Raw genomic sequence first — 21392 nt, 5'->3', positions numbered from 1 at the left:
CTAGCGCTGGACCTCGCCTCACTCGTACGGTGAGGGCATGGAGACTCTCCGTCATATCGTGCTGTTCGTCCACCTCATCGGATTCGCCGTGCTCTTCGGCTCCTGGGCCGCGCAGGCGTTCGGCGGAAAGCGTGAGTTTACGCGTCTGATGAACATCGGCATGGCGATCGCCGCGGTCGCGGGCCTCGCGCTCGCGGCGCCGTGGGGCATCTCCTACGAGCTCAACTACGTCAAGATCGGCGTCAAGCTCGTGATCCTGCTCATCATCGGCGCCCTGCTCGGCATCGGCCTGGGTCGTCAGCGCCGCGGTGCGGCCATCCCGCCGGCGGTGTTCTGGCTGGTCGGCATCCTCACCGCCGTAAACGCCGCGATCGCCGCGATCTGGCGCTGAGCCGTCAGCGCGTCCGCGGCGCCGCCGTGCTCGCCCGCACGATGAGTTCGGTACCGACGAGCGGGGTCTGCTGACGCTCGACACCGTCGAGCTCGGCGAGCAGCGCGTCCACCGCGAGCGCGCCCACGCGCTCCGGGTGCTGCTGCACGGTCGTCAGCGGCGGCCAGAGCTGTGCCGCATCGGGCAGTCCGTCGAACCCGACGATGCTCACGTCTCGCGGCACGTCGAGCCCGATCTCTCGGAACGCACGCAGCACGCCGATCGCCATCTGGTCGTTCGCCACGAACACCGCGGTGACACCGTCGATCGCACGCAGTTCGAGACCGGCTGCGTAGCCGGACGACGCGGTCCAGTCCCCCGCCAGCGGCTCGGGGACCGTACGCCCGTGCGTCTCGAGCGTCTCCCGCCACGCTTCACGGCGGCGCTCGGCGGAGTAGGAGCGCGCGGGGCCGGTGACGTGCCACACGGTGTCGTGACCGAGTTCGAGCAGGTGCTCGGTCGCGAGCCGAGCGCCCTGCGCCTGATCGGTATCGACGAACGGATGCGTCGCCGTGCGGTTCGAGTCGACGAATACGACGGGAAGCGCCTCGGGGATCTCGATGTCGGCCTCGTCGAGCTGATGCGCCTCGATCACGATGATGATGCCGTCGACCGCGTGCTCCTCCAGCCGACGGAACGCACCGGCCACGGTCTCGCCCGCGCTCGACTCGACGGGGATGAGAGTGAGCGCGTAGCCGAGCTGGGCGGCGCGCACGGCGATCGCATCGAGCGTGCGCTGGTTCCCGTAAGAGCTGAACGAGAACATCACGACGCCGATCGTGCGGAATCGCCCTGACCGGAGTGCGCGGGCGGCGCTGTTCGGCCGGTACCCCAGACTGTGCATGGCGGCCTCGACACGCTCGCGCGTGGCGGCACCGACGTAGCCCCTGGCATTGACGACGCGCGACACGGTCTGGCCGGAGACGCCGGCCTCGCGGGCCACGTCTTCCATCGAGGGCTCACGTCGACGCGTCGACGTCTCTGTCGGATGCTCCGGGGTCACGATCACCCATCCCCTCATATGTTGACGTTGACACACTACCAGTCGGTCCAATATGTTGACGTTGACACACGGCGCACGGTGCGCCCGAAACGTAAGAAGGACTCGTCGATGACGACTGAAATCCCCGCAGCCCCGGGTGCCCCCGGCATCCGGCGCCGCGACAAGCGCGACTGGAGGGGATGGGCCTTCGTCGGCCCGTTCATGGTCGTGTTCGCCCTGGTGTTCCTGACGCCGCTCGCCTATGCGCTGTACCTGAGCTTCTTCCAGGAGAAGCTCATCGGCGGCACCGCGTTCGTGGGGCTCGACAACTACGTCCGCGCCCTGAGCGACCCGCAGTTCTGGGAGGCGTTCGGCCGCGTACTGGTCTTCCTCGTCGTGCAGGTGCCGATCATGCTGATCCTGGCCCTCGGCGCCGCCCTCGCCCTCGACAGCGCCCGCCTGCGCGGAGCGTCGTTCTTCCGCATCCTGATCTTCCTGCCCTACGCGGTGCCGGCCGTGGTGGCGGTGCTGATGTGGGGCTACATCTACGGCGACCAGTTCGGCCTCACGAGCAACATCAACGACATCCTCGGCGTCGATGCGATCACGCCGTTCGCCAAGGAGTGGATGCTGGTCTCGATCGGCAACATCGTCACCTGGGAGTTCGTCGGCTACAACATGCTGATCTTCTACTCGTCGCTCAAGACCATCCCGACCGACATGTACGAGGCGGCCTCCCTCGACGGCGCCGGGGCGTGGCGCACGATCTTCTCGATCAAGATCCCGTCCGTGCGCGGAGCGCTCGTGATCGCCACGATCTTCTCGATCATCGGCAGCTTCCAGCTCTTCAACGAGCCCAACATCCTGCGCCCCCTGGCCCCGAACGTGATCACGACGTTCTTCACGCCGAACATGTACGCGTACAACCTGTCGTTCGCGGGGCAGCAGTTCAACTACGCCGCGACGATCGCCATCATCATGGGCGTCATCACCGCGGTCATCGCCTACGTCGTGCAGCTGCGCGGCTCGAAGTCGGAGGTGCGCTGACATGGCACTCCCCCTCGCCCGCCCCGCGCACCGGCGCCACGATCCGCTGAAGCCGCGCACGTCGAACACCCTGCTGATCGTCATGATCCTCTACGCGCTGTATACGCTCGTGCCCCTGGTGTGGCTGCTGTTCAGTTCGACCAAGACGCAGGCGGGACTCTTCAGCTCGTTCGGGCTCTGGTTCGCCGACGACTTCGCATTCTTCGACAACCTGGTCGCCACGTTCTCGTATCGCGACGGCATCTTCCTGCGCTGGCTCGGGAACACCCTCCTGTACGTCGTGGTCGGCGCCGGGGGCGCGACGCTGCTCGCCACCATGGCCGGCTACGGACTCGCGAAGTTCCGCTTCCCCGGACGCCGTGCGGTGTTCGCCGTGGTGCTGGGCGCCGTGGCGGTGCCCGGCACCGCCCTCGCGGTCCCGACCTTCCTGCTGTTCAGCGAACTCGGACTGACGAACACGCCGTGGGCGGTGATCATCCCGTCCCTCATCAGTCCCTTCGGTCTGTACCTGATCTGGGTGTTCGCGTCGGAGTCGGTGCCGACCGAGCTGCTCGAGGCGGCCCGCATCGACGGCGCAGGTGAGTTCCGCACGTTCTTCACGATCTCGATGCGGCTGCTCGCGCCCGGCATCGTGACGGTCGCGCTGTTCACGGTGGTCGCCACCTGGAACAACTACTTCCTGCCCCTGATCATGCTCTCGGACCCCGCCTGGTATCCGCTCACGGTCGGCTTGAACCAGTGGAGCGCCCAGGCCATCGGCGCGGGGTCCCAGCCCATCTACAACCTCGTGATCATGGGCTCGCTGCTCACGATCGTGCCGATCGTCATCGCCTTCCTGCTGCTGCAGCGCTTCTGGCAGTCAGGTCTCACCGCGGGAAGCGTCAAGCAGTAGCTCCCCGTACCCCCTGCATCACCTCTGCGATCCGACGCTGGACCGCACCTCCCGAAAGGACACAGCAATGAAGCACCTTCCCTCCCCGACGCGGCGCACCCTCGCGGTGCTCGCCGCAGGAACCGTGGCAGCGCTGGCGCTGGCCGGATGCAGCACCGGCGGCGACGCCGGCTCCGGCAACACGGGTTCCGGCTCGTTCGACTCCGTCGAGGCGGCGCTCGAGAAGGGCGGCGAGATCACGTACTGGTCGTGGACGCCGTCGGCCGAGGCCCAGGTCGAGGCCTTCCAGAAGGAGTACCCGAACGTCAAGGTCAAGCTGGTGAACGCCGGCACCAACAACGAGGAGTACACCAAGCTGCAGAACGCCATCAAGGCGGGCTCCGGCGCTCCGGACGTCGTGCAGATCGAGTACTACGCGTTCCCGCAGTTCGCGCTGACGGACGCCTTCACCGACTTGTCGCAGTACGGGTTCGCCGACTTCGAGGACGACTACACCGCCTCCACCTGGAACTCCGTCACCGACGGCGACGCGATCTACGGTCTGCCGCAGGATTCCGGCCCCATGGCCCTGTTCTACAACAAGACCGTGTTCGATGCGGCCGGTGTCGCCGTCCCCACCACCTGGGACGAGTACTACGAGGCCGCCAAGGCGATCCACGCGGCGAACCCCGACGCGTACATCACCAACGACACGGGAGATGCGGGCTTCGCGACCTCGATGATCTGGCAGGCCGGGGGAAAGCCGTTCGAGACCTCCGGCACCGACGTCACGATCGACCTGCAGGACACCGGCTCGAAGAAGTGGACCGAGAACTGGAACCGCCTCGTCGAGGAGGACCTGCTGGCCCCGTATGGCAGCTGGAGCGACGAATGGTTCCGCGCCCTCGGCGACGGCAGCCTGGCGAGCCTCGTGATCGGCGCGTGGATGCCCGCGAACCTCATCTCCGGTGCCCCCGACGGCGCCGGGGACTGGCGCGTCGCGCCGATGCCGACGTACGACGGTTCCCCGGCGAGCGCGGAGAACGGCGGGGGCGGGCAGGCCGTCACGAAGCAGAGCAAGAACCCGGAGCTGGCGGCGGGCTTCCTGTGGTGGCTGAACAACTCCGAGGAGAGCATCTCGATCGCCCTCGAGTCCGGCGGATTCCCGTCGACGACCGCGGAGCTGTCCAGCACGGAGTTCCTCGCCGAGGCGCCGGAGTACTTCGGCGGCCAGAAGATCAACGAGGTCCTCGCGGCCGCGGCCGATGACGTGGTCGAGGGCTGGAGCTACCTGCCCTACCAGGTGTACGGGAACAGCATCTTCGGCGACACCGTGGGCCAGTCGTACCAGAACGGCACCGACCTGAACGAGGGCCTCACCGCCTGGCAGGACGCGCTGGTCGAGTACGGCAACTCCCAGGGCTTCAGCGTCAACAAGTGACCCCGCGGCTGAGCCGGCCCGGTCCCCGCCGGGCCGGCTCCGCCCGCCTCATCGAAAGCACCACGACACGTGACCTCCTTCTCCCTCGGCGACACCGACTTCCTCCGCGACGGACAGCCGCACCGGGTGATCTCCGGCGCCATCCACTACTTCCGCGTGCACCCCGACCAGTGGCGCGACCGCATCCGCAAAGCCCGACTGATGGGACTGAACACGATCGAGACCTACGTCGCCTGGAACGCGCACGAACCTCGGCGCGGAGAGTGGGACGCGAGTGGATGGAACGATCTGGGGCGCTTCCTCGACCTGGTTCACGCCGAGGGCCTCGACGCGATCGTGCGGCCCGGCCCCTACATCTGCGCCGAGTGGCACAACGGCGGACTGCCGGTGTGGCTCACGGGCAGCGTCGAAGGACTGCGCTCCTCCGCTCCGGCCTTCCTCGCCGAGGTGACCGCCTACCTGCGCCGCGTGTACGACATCGTCGCACCGCGGCAGATCGACCACGGTGGGCCGGTGATCCTGGTGCAGATCGAGAACGAGTACGGCGCCTACGGCGCCGACCGCGCCTATCTCGAGTCGCTGGTGACCACGACTCGCGATGCCGGGATCACCGTTCCGCTGACGACCGTGGATCAGCCCGTCGATCGGATGCTGAGCGACGGAAGCCTCCCCGGGCTGCACAAGACCGGATCCTTCGGCTCCCGGAGCACCGAACGGCTCGCCACCCTGCGCCGCCACCAGCCCACGGGTCCGCTGATGTGCGCGGAGTTCTGGGACGGATGGTTCGACTGGTGGGGCGGCGTGCATCACACGACCGATGTCGCCGCGGCCGCCGCCGACCTCGACGAGCTGCTGGCGGCCGGCGCCTCGGTCAACATCTACATGTTCCACGGCGGCACCAACTTCGGGCTGACCAACGGCGCGAACGACAAGGGGCGCTACCTGCCCCTGGTGACCTCCTACGACTACGACGCCCCGCTCGATGAGACGGGGAACCCGACGGAGAAGTTCTTCGCCTTCCGCGAGGTGATCGCCCGCTACGCGCCGGTGCCCGACGAGGTGCCCGCGGCGGCCGAGGCCTCCCCCGCGTTCGAGGTTCCGCTTCGAGCGGCGGGACCGTGGACCGATGTCGCAGCGGCCGCGCCGACCACCGCCCTGCCGCAGACCTTCGACGAGCTCGGACATCTGAGCGCCCTCGTACGTTACGACACCGAGCTGCCGGCGGGAGCGGGAGGGCTCCTCGTCGTCGACGACGTGCGCGACCTGGCTTGGGTGAGCGTCGACGGTCACCCCGTCGGCACACTCGCCCGCACTCGGCACGACCGCGCGATCCGGATCCCGGATGGCCGCAGCCTCCGCATCCTCGTCGAGGATCAGGGGCGCGTGAACTACGACCGTCGCCTGGGCGAGGAGAAGGGGCTGATCGGCGAGATCACCCTCGACGGTGCGCCCGTGACGGGCTGGCGAGCGACGACCCTGGATGTCGCCGAGATCGCCGCGGAGATCGATGCGGACGGCGGCCGCGAGCGCGGCCGGGAGGTCGGTCCCACCGGGTGGACGGCCGAGTTCTCCCTGGATGCCCCTGCGGATCTCTTCGTCGACGCCGCATCGTGGAGCAAGGGCTACGCGTTCGTGAACGGATTCTTCCTCGGTCGATATTGGCGCAACGGCCCGCAGCGCACGCTCGCCGTGCCCGCACCCGTCACCCGAGCGGGCGCCAATCACCTCGTCGTGCTGGAGCTCGAAGACGTGCTGCAGCCGCGCGCCGTCTTCGTCGGAGCCCCCGCGCTCGGCGACACGGAGGAATAGTCCCCGCGCGGGTGGCGGGCGGACCGCTCACGTCAGCGGCACCAGTGTCGCGTCCACCATCGTCCCCTCGATCCCGACCCGCATCATCGTGCAGACGGGCTGCCGTCGCCGATCCGTGGGAGACCCGGGGTTGGGTCTCGCTGCGAGATGACACGCGAAACACGCGCACAGCAAACACTCAGGAAGGCGTAAACTCGCCCGGGTCCCCCGGTATACCGGGGACTCGATCGGAGGAGCTTCATGAGTACTGCCACTGCGCCCGCGAATCCTCGCTCGCGCGTCATCACCGCGAGCCTGGTCGGCACCACGATCGAGTTCTACGACTTCTACGCGTACGCGACGGCGGCCGTGCTCGTGTTCCCGGTGCTGTTCTTCCCCACCGGCGACGACACCACCTCGCTCCTCTCCTCGTTCGCGGTGTTCGGTGCGGCGATGGTCGCCCGTCCGATCGGCGCGGTGGTCTTCGGCCACTTCGGCGACAAGTTCGGGCGCAAGGCAACGCTCGTGGCATCACTGCTGACGATGGGCATCGCGACCTTCGTGATCGGCCTGTTGCCGACCTACCAGGACATCGGGTGGTGGGCCGCCCTGCTGCTGCTGATCCTGCGACTCGCTCAGGGCTTCGCGCTCGGCGGCGAGTGGTCGGGCGCAGCACTGGTCGCCACCGAGAATGCGCCGAAGGGCAAGCGCGCCTGGTACGGCACCTTCCCGCAGCTGGGCGCGCCGCTGGGCTTCATCATCGCCAACTTCCTCTTCCTCGCGATCAACTGGCTGCTGCCGCACGCCGAGAACCCGGTCCTGAAGTCCGAGGCGTTCCTCTCCTGGGGCTGGCGCATCCCGTTCCTGTTCTCCGCAGTGATGGTCATCATCGGCCTGTGGGTGCGGCTCAAGCTCGTCGAGTCCGACACCTTCAAGAAGGCGGAGACGAAGGGCGTGATCCGCAAGCTCCCGCTCGCGACCGTGTTCCGTCACCACTGGAAGCAGCTCATCCTCGGCACGTTCATCATGCTGGCGACGTACGTGCTGTTCTACCTGATGACGAACTTCACCCTCGCCTACGGAACCAAGGCCGCCTCGCTCGAGACCGCCACCGCCGCCGCGAAGGCCGCTGCCGAGGCGACCGGCGCCCCGTTCGACCCGATCAAGTTCGCGGCCCAGTTCTATCCCGGTCTCGGCTTCGGCTACACCGACTTCGTGCTGATGCAGATCATCGGCGTGGTGTTCTTCGGCATCTTCACGCTGCTCTCCGGTCCGATCGCCGATGCGGTCGGCCGACGGAAGCTGCTGCTGTGGGTCACCGGGACCATCATCGTGTTCGGTCTCACGTTCAACGCCTTCCTCCTGCCCGCGGTCGACCCGAAGTTCACGGGTGCGCTCACCCAGGCGTTCCTCGTGTTCGGGTTCATGCTGATGGGCGCGACGTTCGGCCCGATGGGCGCTCTGCTTCCCGAGCTGTTCCCGACCAACGTGCGCTACACGGGGTCGGCGATCGCCTACAACGTCTCGTCGATCCTCGGCGCCGCGGTGGCCCCGCTCATCGCGCTGAAGCTGTGGGAGGTGGCCGGCGGCGCTCCGTGGCTGGTGGGTCTGTACCTGTCCGCGATGGGTGTGCTCACGTTCATCGCGCTGATCATCTCCCCCGAGACCAAGGACCACGACTACGACGACGACCTCGGCGTCGCGGCGGCCGTCGAGCTGTGATGCTGCGGCCGTGACGATTCACGTCACGGCCGCAGGAACTCCTCGATCGCGGCGATGGTGGTCGCGTTGTCGAGGTGTCGCACGGCGCAGATCCCCACTGCCTCGGCACCGTCGACCGATATCTGATGGTCGTCGATGAACAGCACGTCGCCCGGGTCGGCGCCCATGCGCTGCAGTGCTCGTCGGTAGGCCTCGGGATCCGGCTTGTTCACGCCCTGCTCGTGGCTGTAGCAGATCGGGTCGAAGACCTCGGAGAAGCCGAAGCGGCGCTCCTCCTCCTCGCGCGCGCCATCGGCGGAGTTGGAGAGGATCGCTGTTCCCGCCCGCGCCGAGAGCGTGCGCGCGTACGCGATCAGGTCGTGGTTGCCGGTGCCGCAGTAGGCATCCCAGAAGTCCTCGCGCATCGCGCCGCGCTGGACCTCGTCGAGACCGAGTGCCGTGCCCACCGCCGCCCAGAAAGAGGGTTCTGTGCCGACGGTGACATCGATCGGCGGAAGATCGGCCTCTGCGATGCGCGCCTCGAAGACGGAGGGTTCGAGACCGACCACCGCACGCCAGCGCTCCCACCACTGCTGCTGCCAGGCATCGTCGTCGACGACCTCCAGCACTCCCCCGATGTCGAACAGGATCCACTTCTTCGTCGGCATCCCCCCACACTGCCACGTCAACATGTATTGACACTCGCCGGCACGTCAACGATGATTGACGCAGGAGGTCCATCATGACAATGCCGACCGCGATCGCACAGGACGACGGCAGCGAGCCCCTGGCCGCGCTGCACCGGCTCGCCGAGGTGCGCAAGGAGGTGGCCCGTGCCGAGGAGGTGAACGTGCGTCGCGCGCGGAACCTCGGGTACTCCTGGCAGGCGATAGCCAGCGCCCTCGGCGTGAGCAAGCAGGCGGCTCATCGGCGATTCGGCCGGTCCTGAGCCCGCGATGTGCCGCATACAGCCGCTCCATAGGATTCGACCGCGAACGAAGTACGGTCGAAGTACCATTTCCAGATAGAGGTCCCGCATGTCCGGTTCGGCGACAGCACGCCGCCGCGGACGTGGCGCACAGCCTGAAGGCCCCCGCGCCACCTTCCGCCAGCTCCTCCCCTTCCTCTTCGAGCACAAGCGCACCCTCATCGTGGTCGCGGTGCTCAGCGTCATCGGCGCCGCGACCTCGCTCGTGCAGCCGTTGCTCGTGGGCCAGGTCATCGAGGCCGTGCAGTCCGACACCGGTATCGGGATCCTGGTGTGGCTGCTCGTCGGCTTCGTGATCGTGTCGTCGGTCATCTCCGGCTTCCAGCACTACCTGCTCCAGCGCACCGGCACCGCGGTCGTGTACTCGAGCCGCCGCAAGCTGATCGCCCGCATCCTGCACCTGCCGACCTCCGAGTTCGATGCCCGCCGCACCGGCGACCTCGTCTCCCGCGTCGGCACCGACACGACGCTGCTCTACGCCGTGCTCACCCAGGGCCTCGCCGATGCCGTCGGCAGCGCCGTGCTCTTCCTCGGCGCGCTCATCGCGATGCTCGTGATCGACCCCATCCTGCTGCTGCTCATCGTCGTGGTGATCGGCATCTCGGTCGCCGTCGTCGTGCTGCTGAGCGGACGCATCCGCACCGCGTCGACCGCGCAGCAGGAGAAGGTCGGCGAGCTGGCTTCCGGCGTGGAGCGCGCGGTCGGCTCGATCCGCACCATCCGCGCCTCGGGAGCCACCGAACGGGAGACCACCGCCGTGTCGGGCCTCGCCTCCGACGCCTACGGCATCGGCGTGCGCATCGCCAAGATCTCCTCGATGGTGGTTCCCGTCTCCGGCATCGCCCTGCAGCTGTCGCTGCTCGTGGTGCTCGGGGTGGGCGGATTCCGGGTGGCCGCGGGAGCGATCACGATCGCCTCGCTGATCTCGTTCATCATGTTCCTGTTCCTGCTCGTGATGCCGCTGGCCACGACGTTCGGCGCGATCACCTCGGTCAACCAGGCTCTCGGTGCGCTCGGCCGCATCCAGGAGGTTCTCGACCTGCCCACCGAGTCGCAGGACGACGAGAAGATCGCGGCCTCGCTGCCGCGCGAGACCGCTGCGGCGGACGCACCGGCCATCGAGTTCCGCGACGTGCGCTTCCACTACCCTGCGAACGTCGTCGCCGCCCGTCAGGCCGCGGCCAAGGAGGCGCGCACGCTGCTCGCCGATGCGCACCTGGAATCCGCGGAGGACGCCGCCCCCGCCGTGCAGGACCACGAGGTGCTCCGCGGCGTGTCGTTCGCCGTGCCGCAGGGCTCCCGCGTCGCCCTGGTGGGCCCCAGCGGCGCGGGGAAGAGCACGATCCTCTCGCTGATCGAGCGCTTCTACGACCCGACCGGCGGCTCGATCCGCCTGCACGGCCACGACGCGCGCACCTACCCGCGCGACGAGCTGCGCGCCCACTTCGGTTACGTCGAGCAGGATGCGCCGACGCTGGCCGGCACGCTCGCCGAGAACCTGCGGCTCGCCTCTCCCGAAGCGACGGACACCGACTGCGAACGGGTGCTGCGCGCCGTGAACCTCGGCGACGTGCTCGAGCGCGATCCGCTCGGCATCGATGCCCCCGTCGGCGAAGACGGCGTGATGCTGTCGGGCGGTGAGCGTCAGCGTCTCGCGATCGCGCGCGCCCTGCTCACGGACGCCCCGATCCTGCTGCTCGACGAGTCGACGTCATCGCTCGACGGCGTGAACGAGCAGCGCATGCGGGAAGCCATCGATGCCGTGTCGACCGACCGCACGCTCATCGTGATCGCGCACCGCCTCTCGACGGTCGTCGACAGCGATCTCATCGTGGTGCTGCAGGACGGCGTCGTCGTCGGCCAGGGCACGCACGCCGAGCTCGTGGAGTCGACGCCGCTGTACCGCGACCTCGCGCGACACCAGCTGCTCACCTGACGCACGACAACACGAAGGCGGGACGTCGGAGACCACTCAGCCATGGGTTCGTCTCTGATGTCCCGCCTTCGCGGGTTTGCGGGGCACGAAGCCCCGAGGGTGCCGGCTCCCCCGAACCGGCACCGGTCTGGGGGAACTACGCCTTGTCGAGGCGGTAGCGCAGCGACGCCAGCTCGGCGCGCAGCGCTGCGGGGACCTTGTCGCCGAAGGTGTCGTAGAACTCCTCGGTCAGGTCGGCCTCGGTCTTCCATGCCTCGGCATCGACCGAGAACAGCTCCTCGAGGTCGGCAGCGGGGATGTCGAGCCCGTCGAGGTTCAGGTCCTCCACGCGCGGCAGGCGACCGATCGGGCTGTCGACCGCAGGAACGTCACCCGCGATGCGGCGGATGATCCAGTCGACCACACGCGAGTTGTCACCGAAGCCCGGCCACAGGAACCGGCCGTCGTCGCCACGTCGGAACCAGTTCACCTGGAAGATGCGCGGCGCCCTGTCGAAGCGCAGACCGCGCCCGACCTTGAGCCAGTGCCCGAAGTAGTCGGCCATGTTGTAGCCGCAGAACGGCAGCATCGCGAACGGGTCGCGGCGCAGTTCCCCGACCGTGCCCTCGGCGGCCGCCGTGCGCTCGGACGAGATGTTCGAGCCCAGGAAGACACCGTGCGTCCAGTCGGTGGCCTCGACCACGAGCGGGACATTGCTGGCGCGGCGTCCACCGAACAGGATGACGTCGAGCGGAACGGCCTCTTCCCAGTCCTCGGAGATCTGCGGGCACTGCGCCGCCGACACCGTGAAGCGGGAGTTGGGGTGCGCTGCCGGCCGTCCCGACTCGGGAGTCCAGTCGTTGCCCTCCCAGTCGATCAGGTTCGCGGGCGCCTCATCGGTCAGACCCTCCCACCACACGTCGCCGTCCGGACGGAGAGCGACGTTCGTGAAGATGGTGTTGCCCCACAGCGTCTCGACCGCCGTGACGTTGGTCGATTCGCCGGTTCCGGGTGCGACGCCGAAGAAGCCCGCCTCCGGGTTGATCGCCCACATGCGGCCGTCTTCGCCGGGACGGATCCAGGCGATGTCGTCGCCGAGGGTCTCCACCCGCCATCCGGGGATGGTCGGACGCAGCATCGCGAGGTTCGTCTTGCCGCAGGCAGAGGGGAACGCCGCGGCCACGTGGTACGCCTTGCCCTGCGGGTCGATCACGCGGATGAGCAGCATGTGCTCGGCGAGCCAGCCCTCATCGCGGGCGATCACCGAGGCGATGCGCAGCGCGAAGCACTTCTTGGCGAGGATCGCGTTGCCGCCGTAGCCCGAACCGTACGAGTAGACCTCGAGCGTCTCGGGGAAGTGCACGATGTACTTGTCGTCGTTGCAGGGCCACTCGACGTCCTGCTCCCCCGGGGCGAGCGGGGCACCGACCGTGTGCACGGTCTTGACCCACGGCGCGCCCTCGGCGATCTGCCGTGTGACGGCATCGCCGACACGGGTCATGATGCCGATCGAGGCGACCGCGTAGGCGCTGTCGGTGATCTGCACGCCGATGTGCGAGAGCGGACCGCCGACCCGGCCCATCGAGAACGGCACGACGTACATCGTGCGGCCGCGCATCGAGCCCTCGAAGATCTCGTCCATCTTGGCGTGCATGTCGGCAGGTGCCGCCCAGTTGTTCGTGGGGCCGGCGTCCTCCTCGCGCTCGGAGGCGATGAACGTGCGCCCCTCGGTGCGGGCGACGTCGCTGGGGTGCGAGCGTGCGAGGTACGAACCGGGACGCCATTCGGGGTTGAGCTTGATGAGCTTGCCCTCATCGACGAGTCCGCGCAGCAGCCAGTCGTTCTCGGCGCGCGAGCCGTCGACCCAGTGCACGGCGTCGGGCTGGGTGAGAGCGCGGATCTCCTCGACCCACGCGGCCAGCTCCGCCATGGCGGGGGTGTCATACGTCGGAGCCGCGCCGAACGTACGCGTCGGTGCGACGGGAGACGTGCGGGGGGTGAAGACTTCGGCGATAGCCATGACGTGTGCTCCTTTGAAGTGTGGGGCGTTGCACCTATCTTCTTCCGGTTCGAGCGCGACTTTCGGACGATTCGAGCGATAAGAACTTCAATTCTTTCGCTAGACTCAAGGAATGGCGTCCTCCGGCATCCACCTCACGACTCTCGGCCACCGCATCCGTCACCACCGATTGGAGAACGGGTTCACGCTCGACGAGCTCGGTGCCCTGGTCGGCGTCGCCGGCTCTCAGCTGAGCCTGATCGAGAACGGCAAGCGCGAGCCCAAGCTCTCGCTGCTGCAGGCGATCGCTCAGGCGACGAAGACCGAGGTGACCGACCTGATCTCCGGTGAACCGCCGAACCGTCGGGCCGCCCTCGAGATCGCCCTGGAGCGCGCGCAGGAGAGCCCGGTCTTCCGGCAGCTCGGCGTCGCGCCCGTGCGCGTGACCAAGGGCATGAGCGACGAGACGATCGAATCGGTCCTGGGGCTGCACCGCGAGCTGGAGCGGCGTGAACGCGAAGCCATCGCGACGCCGGAGGAGGCACGGCGCGCGAACACCGAGCTGCGGCTGCGGATGCGCGCGCAGAACAACTACCTCCCCGAGATCGAGAAGCTCGCCGAGAAGCACCTCAAGGCCGCGGGGCACGTACAGGGGGCGCTCACCCACCGCACGGTGAGCATCATGGCGGAGAAGCTCGGCTTCGAGCTGATCTACGTCAACGACCTTCCCCACTCGACCCGCTCGGTCACCGACCTCGAGAACGGACGCATCTACCTGCCGCCGGCGTCGATCCCGGGTGGCCACGGTCTGCGCTCGATGGCGCTGCAGGCGATGGCGCACCGACTGCTCGGGCACACACCGCCGACCGATTACGCCGACTTCCTGCAGCAGCGCCTGGAGATCAACTACTTCGCCGCGTGCTGCCTGATGCCGGAGACCGCATCGGTCGCGTTCCTGCAGCAGGCGAAGAAGGACCGCAACCTCGCGGTCGAGGACTTCCGCGACGGCTTCGGCGTGACGCACGAAGCCGCCGGCATGCGCATGACGAACCTGTTGACGCAGCACCTCGGCATGGCGCTGCACTTCCTGCGCGTGGATTCCACCGGCGCGATCACCCGCGTGTACGAGAACGACGACCTGCCGCTGCCGATGGACGTGACCGGCGCGGTCGAGGGACAGCGGGTGTGCCGCAAGTTCCAGGCACGCGCGGCGTTCACGCAGCAGAACCGCACGGTGGAGCACCACCAGTACACCGACACCCCCTCTGGCACGTTCTGGTGCTCGACCCAGACCGGATCGTCGAGCGACGGCGAGTTCTCGGTGACGGTCGGCGTGCCGTTCGACGATGCCCGCTGGTGGCGCGGACGCGAGACCAACGACAGAGCGGTGTCGACCTGCCCCGACGAGTCGTGCTGCCGTCGCCCCTCCGCCGAGCTGAGCGATCGCTGGAGCGGACGGGCGTGGCCGAGCGCCCGCGTGCACACGCACATGTTCTCGCCGCTCCCCCGCGGTGCATTCCCCGGGGTCGACGACAACGAGGTCTACAACTTCCTCGCGCGCCACGCGAGCGAGTAGTCGCGGCGGGGTCGGTGATCCCTGCGGCTCAATCGTCGGCGAACCGGGCGAACCGGGCGAGGGCCGCAGCCACGGCGGCGGGATCCTCCGGCTCCTCGAACAGCTCAGGCGGCGTACCCCTGGTCGCGGTCGCGTGGGACCAGGTCCCGATCACGCGCCCCTGCTCGACGAGGGTCGGACGCACCATGCCGTTCTTTCCGGGGCCGACGGCCGCGAGATGCTCCGGGGCGCAGACGGTCGTGCGATCGGCGTAGGAGATGTAGTACTCGTCGAACGCGCCGAGGGCGTGGACGGAGGCCGCACCCGATGCTCTTCGCGGACGTCGGCGCGCGGCGAAGAGACCCTCGTCGATCTCGTCGAGCCTGCCACCGTCCGTTCCCGCTCCCGCCCGCTCGGCCGCCTCGCGCGCCTGACCGAGGGTGAGGCCCGCCCACCAGGCGAAATCGGCGATACCGGCGGGGCCGTGTCCGTCGATGTAGCGGACGAACAGCTCGGCGAGCGGGTCATCGGGCGTGACGTGCTCGCGGATGTGATCTTCCACGAGCACGAAGCGCTGCTCGCGGGCGAAGCCGGCCCTGGCGACGACCGGCCCCTGGCAGATCAGACCGTCGATCGTGAGGGTGAACAGCAGATGGATGCCGCGCTGGCCCGAGGGGTCGATGTCGATGCCCTGGAGGATGTCGAACACCTCGGCGCGGGTGCACCCGCCGTCGCGGAGCGCCGGCGTCAGCGCCCGGACGCTCGCGGCGACCATGTCGTCATCGATGCCGAGATCGCGGTGGCGGGAGGCCGCCTGCTGTCGCTGCCGCCCCGCGGTGACCTGCAGCATCCAGCCGAGGTCGCGCGCCGGGACGGTGTGCAGGGTGCCGCGCATGGTCCACCCGCGCACGATGTCACCGCGGTCGAAGGCGCGGTCGACGTCGCGCACCGTGGTCTCCCCTCGGGTGCGGACGGCCAGAGCCCACCGACCCGCGGTGAAGTCCTGGCTCTGCACCGCGAGCATGTGGCGCGCCGCATCCGTCACCGTGGGAGCCGGCGAGATGAGGCGGTGCGATCGGAGGCGGTGCGATCGGAGGCGGTGCGATCGGAGGCGGTGCGATCGGAGGCGCTCGGCACGCAGAGTCGCGGTCTTCATGACCTCATCATGCCGGGTGCCGCCGACGCGGCGCACGAGGAACCTCAGCTCTGCAGCGTCACCTCTCGGCGCTCGGGGAGCACGATCGGGTGCGAGCCCGCCATGACCTCGAGCACGCGGATCACCTGGCACGAGTAGCCGAACTCGTTGTCGTACCAGACGTACAGGATGAGGGTGTCCTCATCGGCGATCGTGGCGAGACCGTCGACGATGCCGGCACGGTGCGACCCGACGAAGTCGGTGGAGACGACGTCCGGGCTCTCCACGTAGTCGATCTGCTGGCGCAGCTTCGAGTGCAGCGAGACCCGGCGCAGGTAGTCGTTGACCTGATCCTTCGTCGCGGGCCGCTCGATCGTCAGGTGCAGCACCGCGAGCGACACGTCGGGCGTCGGGACGCGGATCGAGCTGCCCGTGAGCTTGCCCTCCAACTGCGGCAGCGCCTTGGCGACGGCCTTGGCGGCACCGGTCTCGGTGATGACCATGTTGAGCACCGCCGAGCGTCCGCGCCGATCGCCCTTGTGGAAGTTGTCGATCAGGTTCTGGTCGTTCGTGAACGAGTGCACGGTCTCGACGTGTCCCTTGACGACGCCGTAGGCCTCGTCGATCGCCGCGAGCACGGGCGTGATGGCATTGGTCGTGCAGGAGGCGGCCGAGAGGATGCGGTCGGTCTCGACGATCGTGTCGTCGTTGATGCCGTGGACGATGTTCTTGAGCGGACTCTTCCCCGGCGCGGTCAGCAGCACCCGGGCGACGCCGGTCGAGCGCAGGTGCTGCGACAGACCCGCCTCGTCGCGCCAGCGCCCGGTGTTGTCGACGACGATCGCGTCGTGGATGCCGTAGGCGGTGTAGTCGATGGTCGCCGGGTCGTCGGAGTAGATCACCTGGATGCGGGTGCCGTTGGCGATGATCTGCTCGGCGTCTTCGTCGACGGTGACCGAGCCGGCGAAGCGGCCGTGCACGGAGTCGCGCAGGAGCAGGGATGCGCGCTTGACGAGGTCGTTCTCGGCGCCGCGGCGGACGACGATGGCGCGCAGGCGCAGTCCGCTTCCTCCCCCGGTGTGGGCGATGAGGATGCGGGCGAGCAGGCGGCCGATGCGCCCGAAGCCGTAGAGCACGACGTCGGTGGGCTCGGCGGCGACGGCTCCCATCGCAGGGGCCAGCACGTCTGCGAGGTAGGTCTCCAGCGGCTGACCGCTCTCGGCATGGCCGGCGACGAGGCGGGCGACATCGAGGGAGGATGCACCGGGGGCGAGCGCATGGATCGCCTCCAGCACGGCCAGGCTGTCCTCGATGGGGAGCCTCTCGTGCCCGAGCTGCGCGACGCGCTCGTGCACCTCGACGAGGCCGGTCGCCGACAGACCGAGCAGGCGGTGCCCGTGGAGCGAGGTGACGACGTCGTGTTCGCGTCGGAGCGCCCCGATGAGCGGGATCATCCGCTCCGCCAGCTCTTCGCTCTCAGTCCAGTCGTCGCGGTGTGCCGCGGAATCGTTCATCTGCGTCCTTGCATGTGTGAGCGCGCGCCGAGGTCGCCGGCGCGCGAGTTGCCGGGTGAATCGGGGGATGTCTCCAGCGTACAAGCCGCAGAACCGCGCGCCGAATCGGTGCGTCCCCGCCCCGCATTCGGCCGGGTTTTACGTCTACACTGGTGGAATAATGAGCCAGACATTTCCCGGCGACGACGCCGACCTGATCATCCGCGGCGGCCGTATCCACACCTTCGACGGGACGGGCGATATCGCTCACGCCCTCGCCGTGCGCGACGGCGTGATCGTCGCCACCGATGCCGCCGCCACCCGACTCCACGCACGGAACGTCCTCGAACTCGACGGACGCACCGCGGTCCCCGGCATCAACGATGCACACCTGCATGCCGCATGGCTCGGTGCGCGCTGGCCGCACCTGTTCTTCTCGGACACTCCCCCGGAGGAGCAGCCGCCCGGAAGACTCGTGTCGACCGCGAGCGAGCGGCGATCCGCCCTGCGCCGCGCGTGGCGCCTCCTCGCCGAACACGGCATCACGAGCTACACCGAACCGGGCATCGGTCCGGGAGAGGACGCCGGGGAGACCGGATGCTTCGGCGCCGACATGCTCGACACCTACGGCGAACTGCACCACGAAGGCGCCCAGACATCGCGGGTGACCCTGCTGCGGCTCTTCGGCACGATCGACGGCGAGAGCACGCTCGAGGACTTCGCGCACGGCATCCGCACCCCGCCACCCACCCACGACCCGCGATGGCTTGCGATCCCCGGAGTGAAGATCTTCGCCGACGGCATCCCCCCGATGGCGACCGCCTGGGTCGAGGAGCCGTATGCGGACGGCACCACCGGAGCACTGCTCACCCGAGGAGGGAGCGACCCGCTTTCCGCATTCCAGCAGATGGTCGAACTGGCCGCATCCCGCGGGATGCAGATCGCCGTGCATGCGACCGGCGACCGGTCGATCGCCGAGTTCCTCGCGGCCCTGGAGCGCCTCTCCGATGCGCCCGCACCGGCCGCTCCGCACTACGTCGTCCACGGAGATCTGGCCACGCCCGAGCAGATCGCGCGCATGCGACGGGTCGATGCCGGATTCGCCGTGCAGCCCCTGATCGCTGCGCACACCCGTTCCTGGGCGGCGGCGCAGCTCGGCGAGGCGCGCATCGCCACGGCCTGGCCGCTGGCCGCGATGCTCGCCTCCGGCGCCCTCACGACCGTGACCAGCGACGCGCCGATCGCGAGTCCGGATTGGCGGCTCGGGCTCGACGCCGCGCTCGCCCTGCTCACCGACGCGGGCTTCATCGACGACGCAGCGACCCGCCACCTGCTCCTGCGATCGATGACCGTGGATGCCGCGCGACAGGACGGCGCATCGGACTGGAAGGGGTCGCTCGAGGTCGGGCACGTCGCCGACCTGACGATCCTCGACGAGGACCCGCTGACGCCCGTCCGCCCGTTCTCCTCGCTCGAGGTGGTGCGCACGATCGTCGACGGCCGTACGGTCTTCGCCCGCGACTGAGCCCGCCCGCGCACGAAAACGGCGGGCGGCATGTTCACGCATGCCGCCCGCCTCTGATCCCCCTCGGACCAGTCCGCGCCCCCGGCGTCGGGCACCCGACGCCGGGGAATTCTCACACCGCCGTCGCGACCAGCACCCGCGGGCTTCCGGGCAGGGCGACCTTATCCCGCACCTCCCAGCCCGCATCGTTCAGCCAGCCGCGCACCTGAGATTCCGGATACACGACGGTCCCGTCGATGACGAGGTACTCCCCGGCGTGCCGGGCGTCGATCCCGCGCTGCTCCGCGTCGTCGTCGAGGAAGAAGTCGAGCACGGTCAGGGTCGCTCCCGGAGTCGCTGCCGCCCGCAGGTTTCGGAAGATCCGGGCGTTCTCCTCGGCGGTGAAGCGATGGATGACGTGATTGGCGAAGACGGCGTCGTATGTCCCCTCGGGTGCGGCAGTCGCGGTGTCGGCGATCTCGACGACGACACGGTCGGCGACGCCCGCCGCCGCCACGGCTTCGGCGATGCCGTCCTCGAAGCCGGGGGCGTACACGAACGTGGTGTGCAACGCCGGGTTCTGCGCCATGACCGACAGCGCGAAATCCGCCGAGAGCCCGCCGAAATCGAGGGCTTTCGTGGCACCGGCGAGGTCGATGTGTCGGCCGAACTCCTGGGCGTGCAGGCGGTTGTACGTCATGACGCCGGCCATGAAGGTCGCCCAGCGGGCGTCGTCCATCTGCAGGTCACCCGGTTCGGTGGTGTCGACCGTATGGGCGAACTGCAGCCAGTGCGGGTAGCTGATCTCGTCGAGGAACGTGAGGAACGGGCCGAGGTCGATCGCCGCATCGGCACCGGTGAGGTAGGCGGCCGCATCCGGGGCCACGACGTAGTTGCCGTCCGTGCGGACCAGCAGCCCCTGGGCCGCCATCGCGTCGGCGAGCAGGTGCGCGATGCGCTCACTCACCCCGCATCTCTCGGCGATCGCCGGCACCGTGTCGGCTCCGCCGTCGACGGCAGCGAAGAGGCCGATGCGACGGGCGTGGAAGAGCTGCTTCGATGCCATGTATCCGGTGGCGATGTCGAGGATCCGGGCCGCGTCCGCGGTGGGAGTGTCGGTCATGAGTGGCCTTTCGATGTTTATCTACGAATGTTGGAATTAAAGGGCATGAGGAGACCGATGGACGGCCAACCGGGTCAGTCCGCCAGGAAGTCCTGCACAGCGGTGCGGAACTCCGCCGTGTGCAGCGCGGAGAGGTGATCACCGGGGACGCGGTGGGCGCGCGCCGCCGGGAGCAGCTGTGCGAGCTCGTCGATCCCGGCAGCCATCGCATCGTCCGTGCCGCCGATCAGCAGTACGGGCAGCGTGAGCCCATCGGGCCGCGGGGCGAACGGCTCCGCGGCCAGGCCCTCGATGAGGTCGATCACATCGCCCGGTCTGTTGCCGGGCAGTGAGGCCATGTGCACGATCATTCCCGTGAGTGGATCCGCCGGGGCGGCGCCGCCGGAGACGGCCGCGCGCGCGGCCGGGAGGTCGACCAGGGTGAAGGGCTCCCCCGCGCTGAGTCCGCCGAGCACTGCCCGGCGCACCGCGACCGCGGGATGCCGCACCAGGTCCCAGGCGAGCCGGGCCCCCAGCGAGTACCCCACCAGGTCGATCTCATCCGCACCGACGGCGTCCGCGAGCGCGTCGAGCACCACCGAGGTCGGGGCCGTGCCGAGCGTCGGACTCGCTCCGTGTGCCGGGAGATCGACCACGACGCGGGGACGGTCGCCGAAGGATCCGCCCCACTCGGCTTCCGGCCAGTCCTGCGCGCCCTGCGAGGCGAGGCCGTGCAGGAACACCACCGGACGCCCGGCACCCGGGTGCCGCTCGACGAAAAGGGGTGAGGTCATGACGCGCCGTCCTCTCGGATCAGGCGCGTCGCGGTCAGCGGAGCCGCGCCAGGAACTGGTCGATATAGGTCTCGTAGTCGGCGATCCGCTCGCCATCGGGATACATGAGGTTGATCACCGTCGCGCCGACCGCCGCCGAGATGTACTCGTTCGCGAGGGGCCCGTAGTCCTGGTCGCGGATCGACCCCTCGTCGCGCGCCGCCTCCATCCGCTCGATGAGCGAGGTGCGCCAGGACGCCAGGTGCCCGCGATACAGCTCGGCGAGGGCCTCGTTGGCCATCGCGTACTCCCACAGCGCGAGCAGCACCCGCCCCGCCGCGATCTGCTCCTGGTCGCGAGGAATCGTCGCCCGCAGGAACCCCCGCAACGCGGCGTCCGCCGACGCCGGCTCCTCGCCCGCGGCCTGCACCCCTTCGGACATCTGCTGCAGGATCGTCTCGAACGTCGCCGCGACGATGCTCTCCTTGCCGGGGAAGTAGTGCTTCAGTGCGCCGTTCGCGAAGCCGGCCTCCGCCGCGATGCTGCGCATCGTCGCCGCCTCGAAGCCCCCCTTCAGGATGATGCTCTTGGCCACCTCGACGATGTCCCGTCGACGCTGGTCGTGATCGATGATCTTCGGCATGAGGTCCTTCCGGCCGATTCCGGTG

Annotated in this window: 18 protein-coding genes; 10 read left to right on the top strand and 8 right to left on the bottom strand. The window is 68.9% G+C overall.

Annotation, left to right across the window (positions count from 1 at the left end; all coding sequences use genetic code 11):
• Window positions 1-37: 37 nt before the first annotated feature.
• Window positions 38-391: a hypothetical protein gene (locus DW307_RS14915; RefSeq protein WP_029260425.1), complete on the top strand. Its 354-nt coding sequence runs from the start codon at window positions 38-40 to the stop codon at window positions 389-391.
• Between the two features lie 4 nt (window positions 392-395).
• On the opposite strand, the gene DW307_RS14910 is transcribed toward DW307_RS14915, so the two are convergent.
• Window positions 396-1382 carry a LacI family DNA-binding transcriptional regulator gene (locus DW307_RS14910; protein ID WP_029260426.1) on the bottom strand — a complete coding sequence of 329 codons (987 nt, stop codon included), beginning with the start codon at window positions 1380-1382 and terminating at the stop codon, window positions 396-398.
• Between the two features lie 159 nt (window positions 1383-1541).
• Here DW307_RS14910 and DW307_RS14905 point away from each other — a divergent pair, with 159 nt between their 5' ends.
• From DW307_RS14905 to DW307_RS14880, 5 genes are all read left to right on the top strand, one after another.
• Window positions 1542-2459 carry a carbohydrate ABC transporter permease gene (locus tag DW307_RS14905; RefSeq protein WP_021201040.1) on the top strand — a complete coding sequence of 306 codons (918 nt, stop codon included), beginning with the start codon at window positions 1542-1544 and terminating at the stop codon, window positions 2457-2459.
• Window position 2460: 1 nt separating this feature from the next.
• Complete coding sequence (locus tag DW307_RS14900; protein ID WP_021201039.1) at window positions 2461-3351, top strand: carbohydrate ABC transporter permease; 891 nt, start codon at window positions 2461-2463, stop codon at window positions 3349-3351.
• Window positions 3352-3418: 67 nt separating this feature from the next.
• On the top strand, window positions 3419-4771 hold the full coding sequence (locus tag DW307_RS14895; protein WP_029266589.1) for an ABC transporter substrate-binding protein: 1353 nt from the start codon (window positions 3419-3421) through the stop codon (window positions 4769-4771).
• 69 nt (window positions 4772-4840) lie between these two features.
• On the top strand, window positions 4841-6580 hold the full coding sequence (locus tag DW307_RS14890) for a glycoside hydrolase family 35 protein (protein WP_136025096.1): 1740 nt from the start codon (window positions 4841-4843) through the stop codon (window positions 6578-6580).
• A 240-nt stretch (window positions 6581-6820) separates the two neighbouring features.
• A complete protein-coding gene (locus DW307_RS14880; RefSeq protein ID WP_136025095.1) occupies window positions 6821-8281 on the top strand; it encodes an MFS transporter in 1461 nt (486 codons plus the stop codon).
• Between the two features lie 23 nt (window positions 8282-8304).
• Here DW307_RS14880 and DW307_RS14875 read toward each other — a convergent pair whose 3' ends face one another.
• Entirely contained in the window at window positions 8305-8928 is a 624-nt protein-coding gene (locus DW307_RS14875; RefSeq protein ID WP_240750688.1) for an HAD family hydrolase, read from the bottom strand.
• Window positions 8929-9002: 74 nt separating this feature from the next.
• Here DW307_RS14875 and DW307_RS14870 point away from each other — a divergent pair, with 74 nt between their 5' ends.
• Window positions 9003-9209, top strand: coding sequence for an AsnC family protein (locus DW307_RS14870; protein WP_136025094.1), 207 nt, complete (start codon window positions 9003-9005; stop codon window positions 9207-9209).
• A gap of 88 nt (window positions 9210-9297) precedes the next feature.
• Window positions 9298-11184 (top strand): ABC transporter ATP-binding protein, encoded by a 1887-nt coding sequence (locus DW307_RS14865; protein WP_029260431.1) that lies wholly within the window; start codon window positions 9298-9300, stop codon window positions 11182-11184.
• Window positions 11185-11320: 136 nt separating this feature from the next.
• Here the strand turns inward: DW307_RS14865 and DW307_RS14860 are convergent, their stop codons facing one another.
• Window positions 11321-13183 carry a phosphoenolpyruvate carboxykinase (GTP) gene (locus DW307_RS14860; RefSeq protein WP_136025093.1) on the bottom strand — a complete coding sequence of 621 codons (1863 nt, stop codon included), beginning with the start codon at window positions 13181-13183 and terminating at the stop codon, window positions 11321-11323.
• A 112-nt stretch (window positions 13184-13295) separates the two neighbouring features.
• Here DW307_RS14860 and DW307_RS14855 point away from each other — a divergent pair, with 112 nt between their 5' ends.
• Window positions 13296-14738 (top strand): helix-turn-helix transcriptional regulator, encoded by a 1443-nt coding sequence (locus DW307_RS14855; RefSeq protein WP_021201031.1) that lies wholly within the window; start codon window positions 13296-13298, stop codon window positions 14736-14738.
• A 28-nt stretch (window positions 14739-14766) separates the two neighbouring features.
• Here DW307_RS14855 and DW307_RS14850 read toward each other — a convergent pair whose 3' ends face one another.
• Entirely contained in the window at window positions 14767-15873 is a 1107-nt protein-coding gene (locus tag DW307_RS14850; protein ID WP_136025092.1) for a winged helix DNA-binding domain-containing protein, read from the bottom strand.
• A gap of 44 nt (window positions 15874-15917) precedes the next feature.
• Window positions 15918-17366: a glyceraldehyde-3-phosphate dehydrogenase gene (locus DW307_RS14845; protein ID WP_021201029.1), complete on the bottom strand. Its 1449-nt coding sequence runs from the start codon at window positions 17364-17366 to the stop codon at window positions 15918-15920.
• A gap of 160 nt (window positions 17367-17526) precedes the next feature.
• On the opposite strand from DW307_RS14845, the gene DW307_RS14840 reads away from it, so the two are divergent.
• Window positions 17527-18870 (top strand): amidohydrolase, encoded by a 1344-nt coding sequence (locus tag DW307_RS14840; protein WP_136025091.1) that lies wholly within the window; start codon window positions 17527-17529, stop codon window positions 18868-18870.
• Between the two features lie 112 nt (window positions 18871-18982).
• Here the strand turns inward: DW307_RS14840 and DW307_RS14835 are convergent, their stop codons facing one another.
• From DW307_RS14835 to DW307_RS14825, 3 genes are all read right to left on the bottom strand, one after another.
• Window positions 18983-19972 (bottom strand): methyltransferase family protein, encoded by a 990-nt coding sequence (locus tag DW307_RS14835; RefSeq protein WP_029260436.1) that lies wholly within the window; start codon window positions 19970-19972, stop codon window positions 18983-18985.
• 74 nt (window positions 19973-20046) lie between these two features.
• Complete coding sequence (locus DW307_RS14830; RefSeq protein WP_136025090.1) at window positions 20047-20745, bottom strand: alpha/beta fold hydrolase; 699 nt, start codon at window positions 20743-20745, stop codon at window positions 20047-20049.
• Between the two features lie 34 nt (window positions 20746-20779).
• Window positions 20780-21367 (bottom strand): TetR/AcrR family transcriptional regulator, encoded by a 588-nt coding sequence (locus DW307_RS14825; RefSeq protein WP_021201017.1) that lies wholly within the window; start codon window positions 21365-21367, stop codon window positions 20780-20782.
• Between the last annotated feature and the right edge of the window lie 25 nt (window positions 21368-21392).

Source organism: Microbacterium sp. K27, from assembly GCF_004794435.1.
Classification (GTDB): domain Bacteria; phylum Actinomycetota; class Actinomycetes; order Actinomycetales; family Microbacteriaceae; genus Microbacterium; species Microbacterium maritypicum_A.
This window is presented reverse-complemented; position numbering and strand designations above follow the sequence as displayed.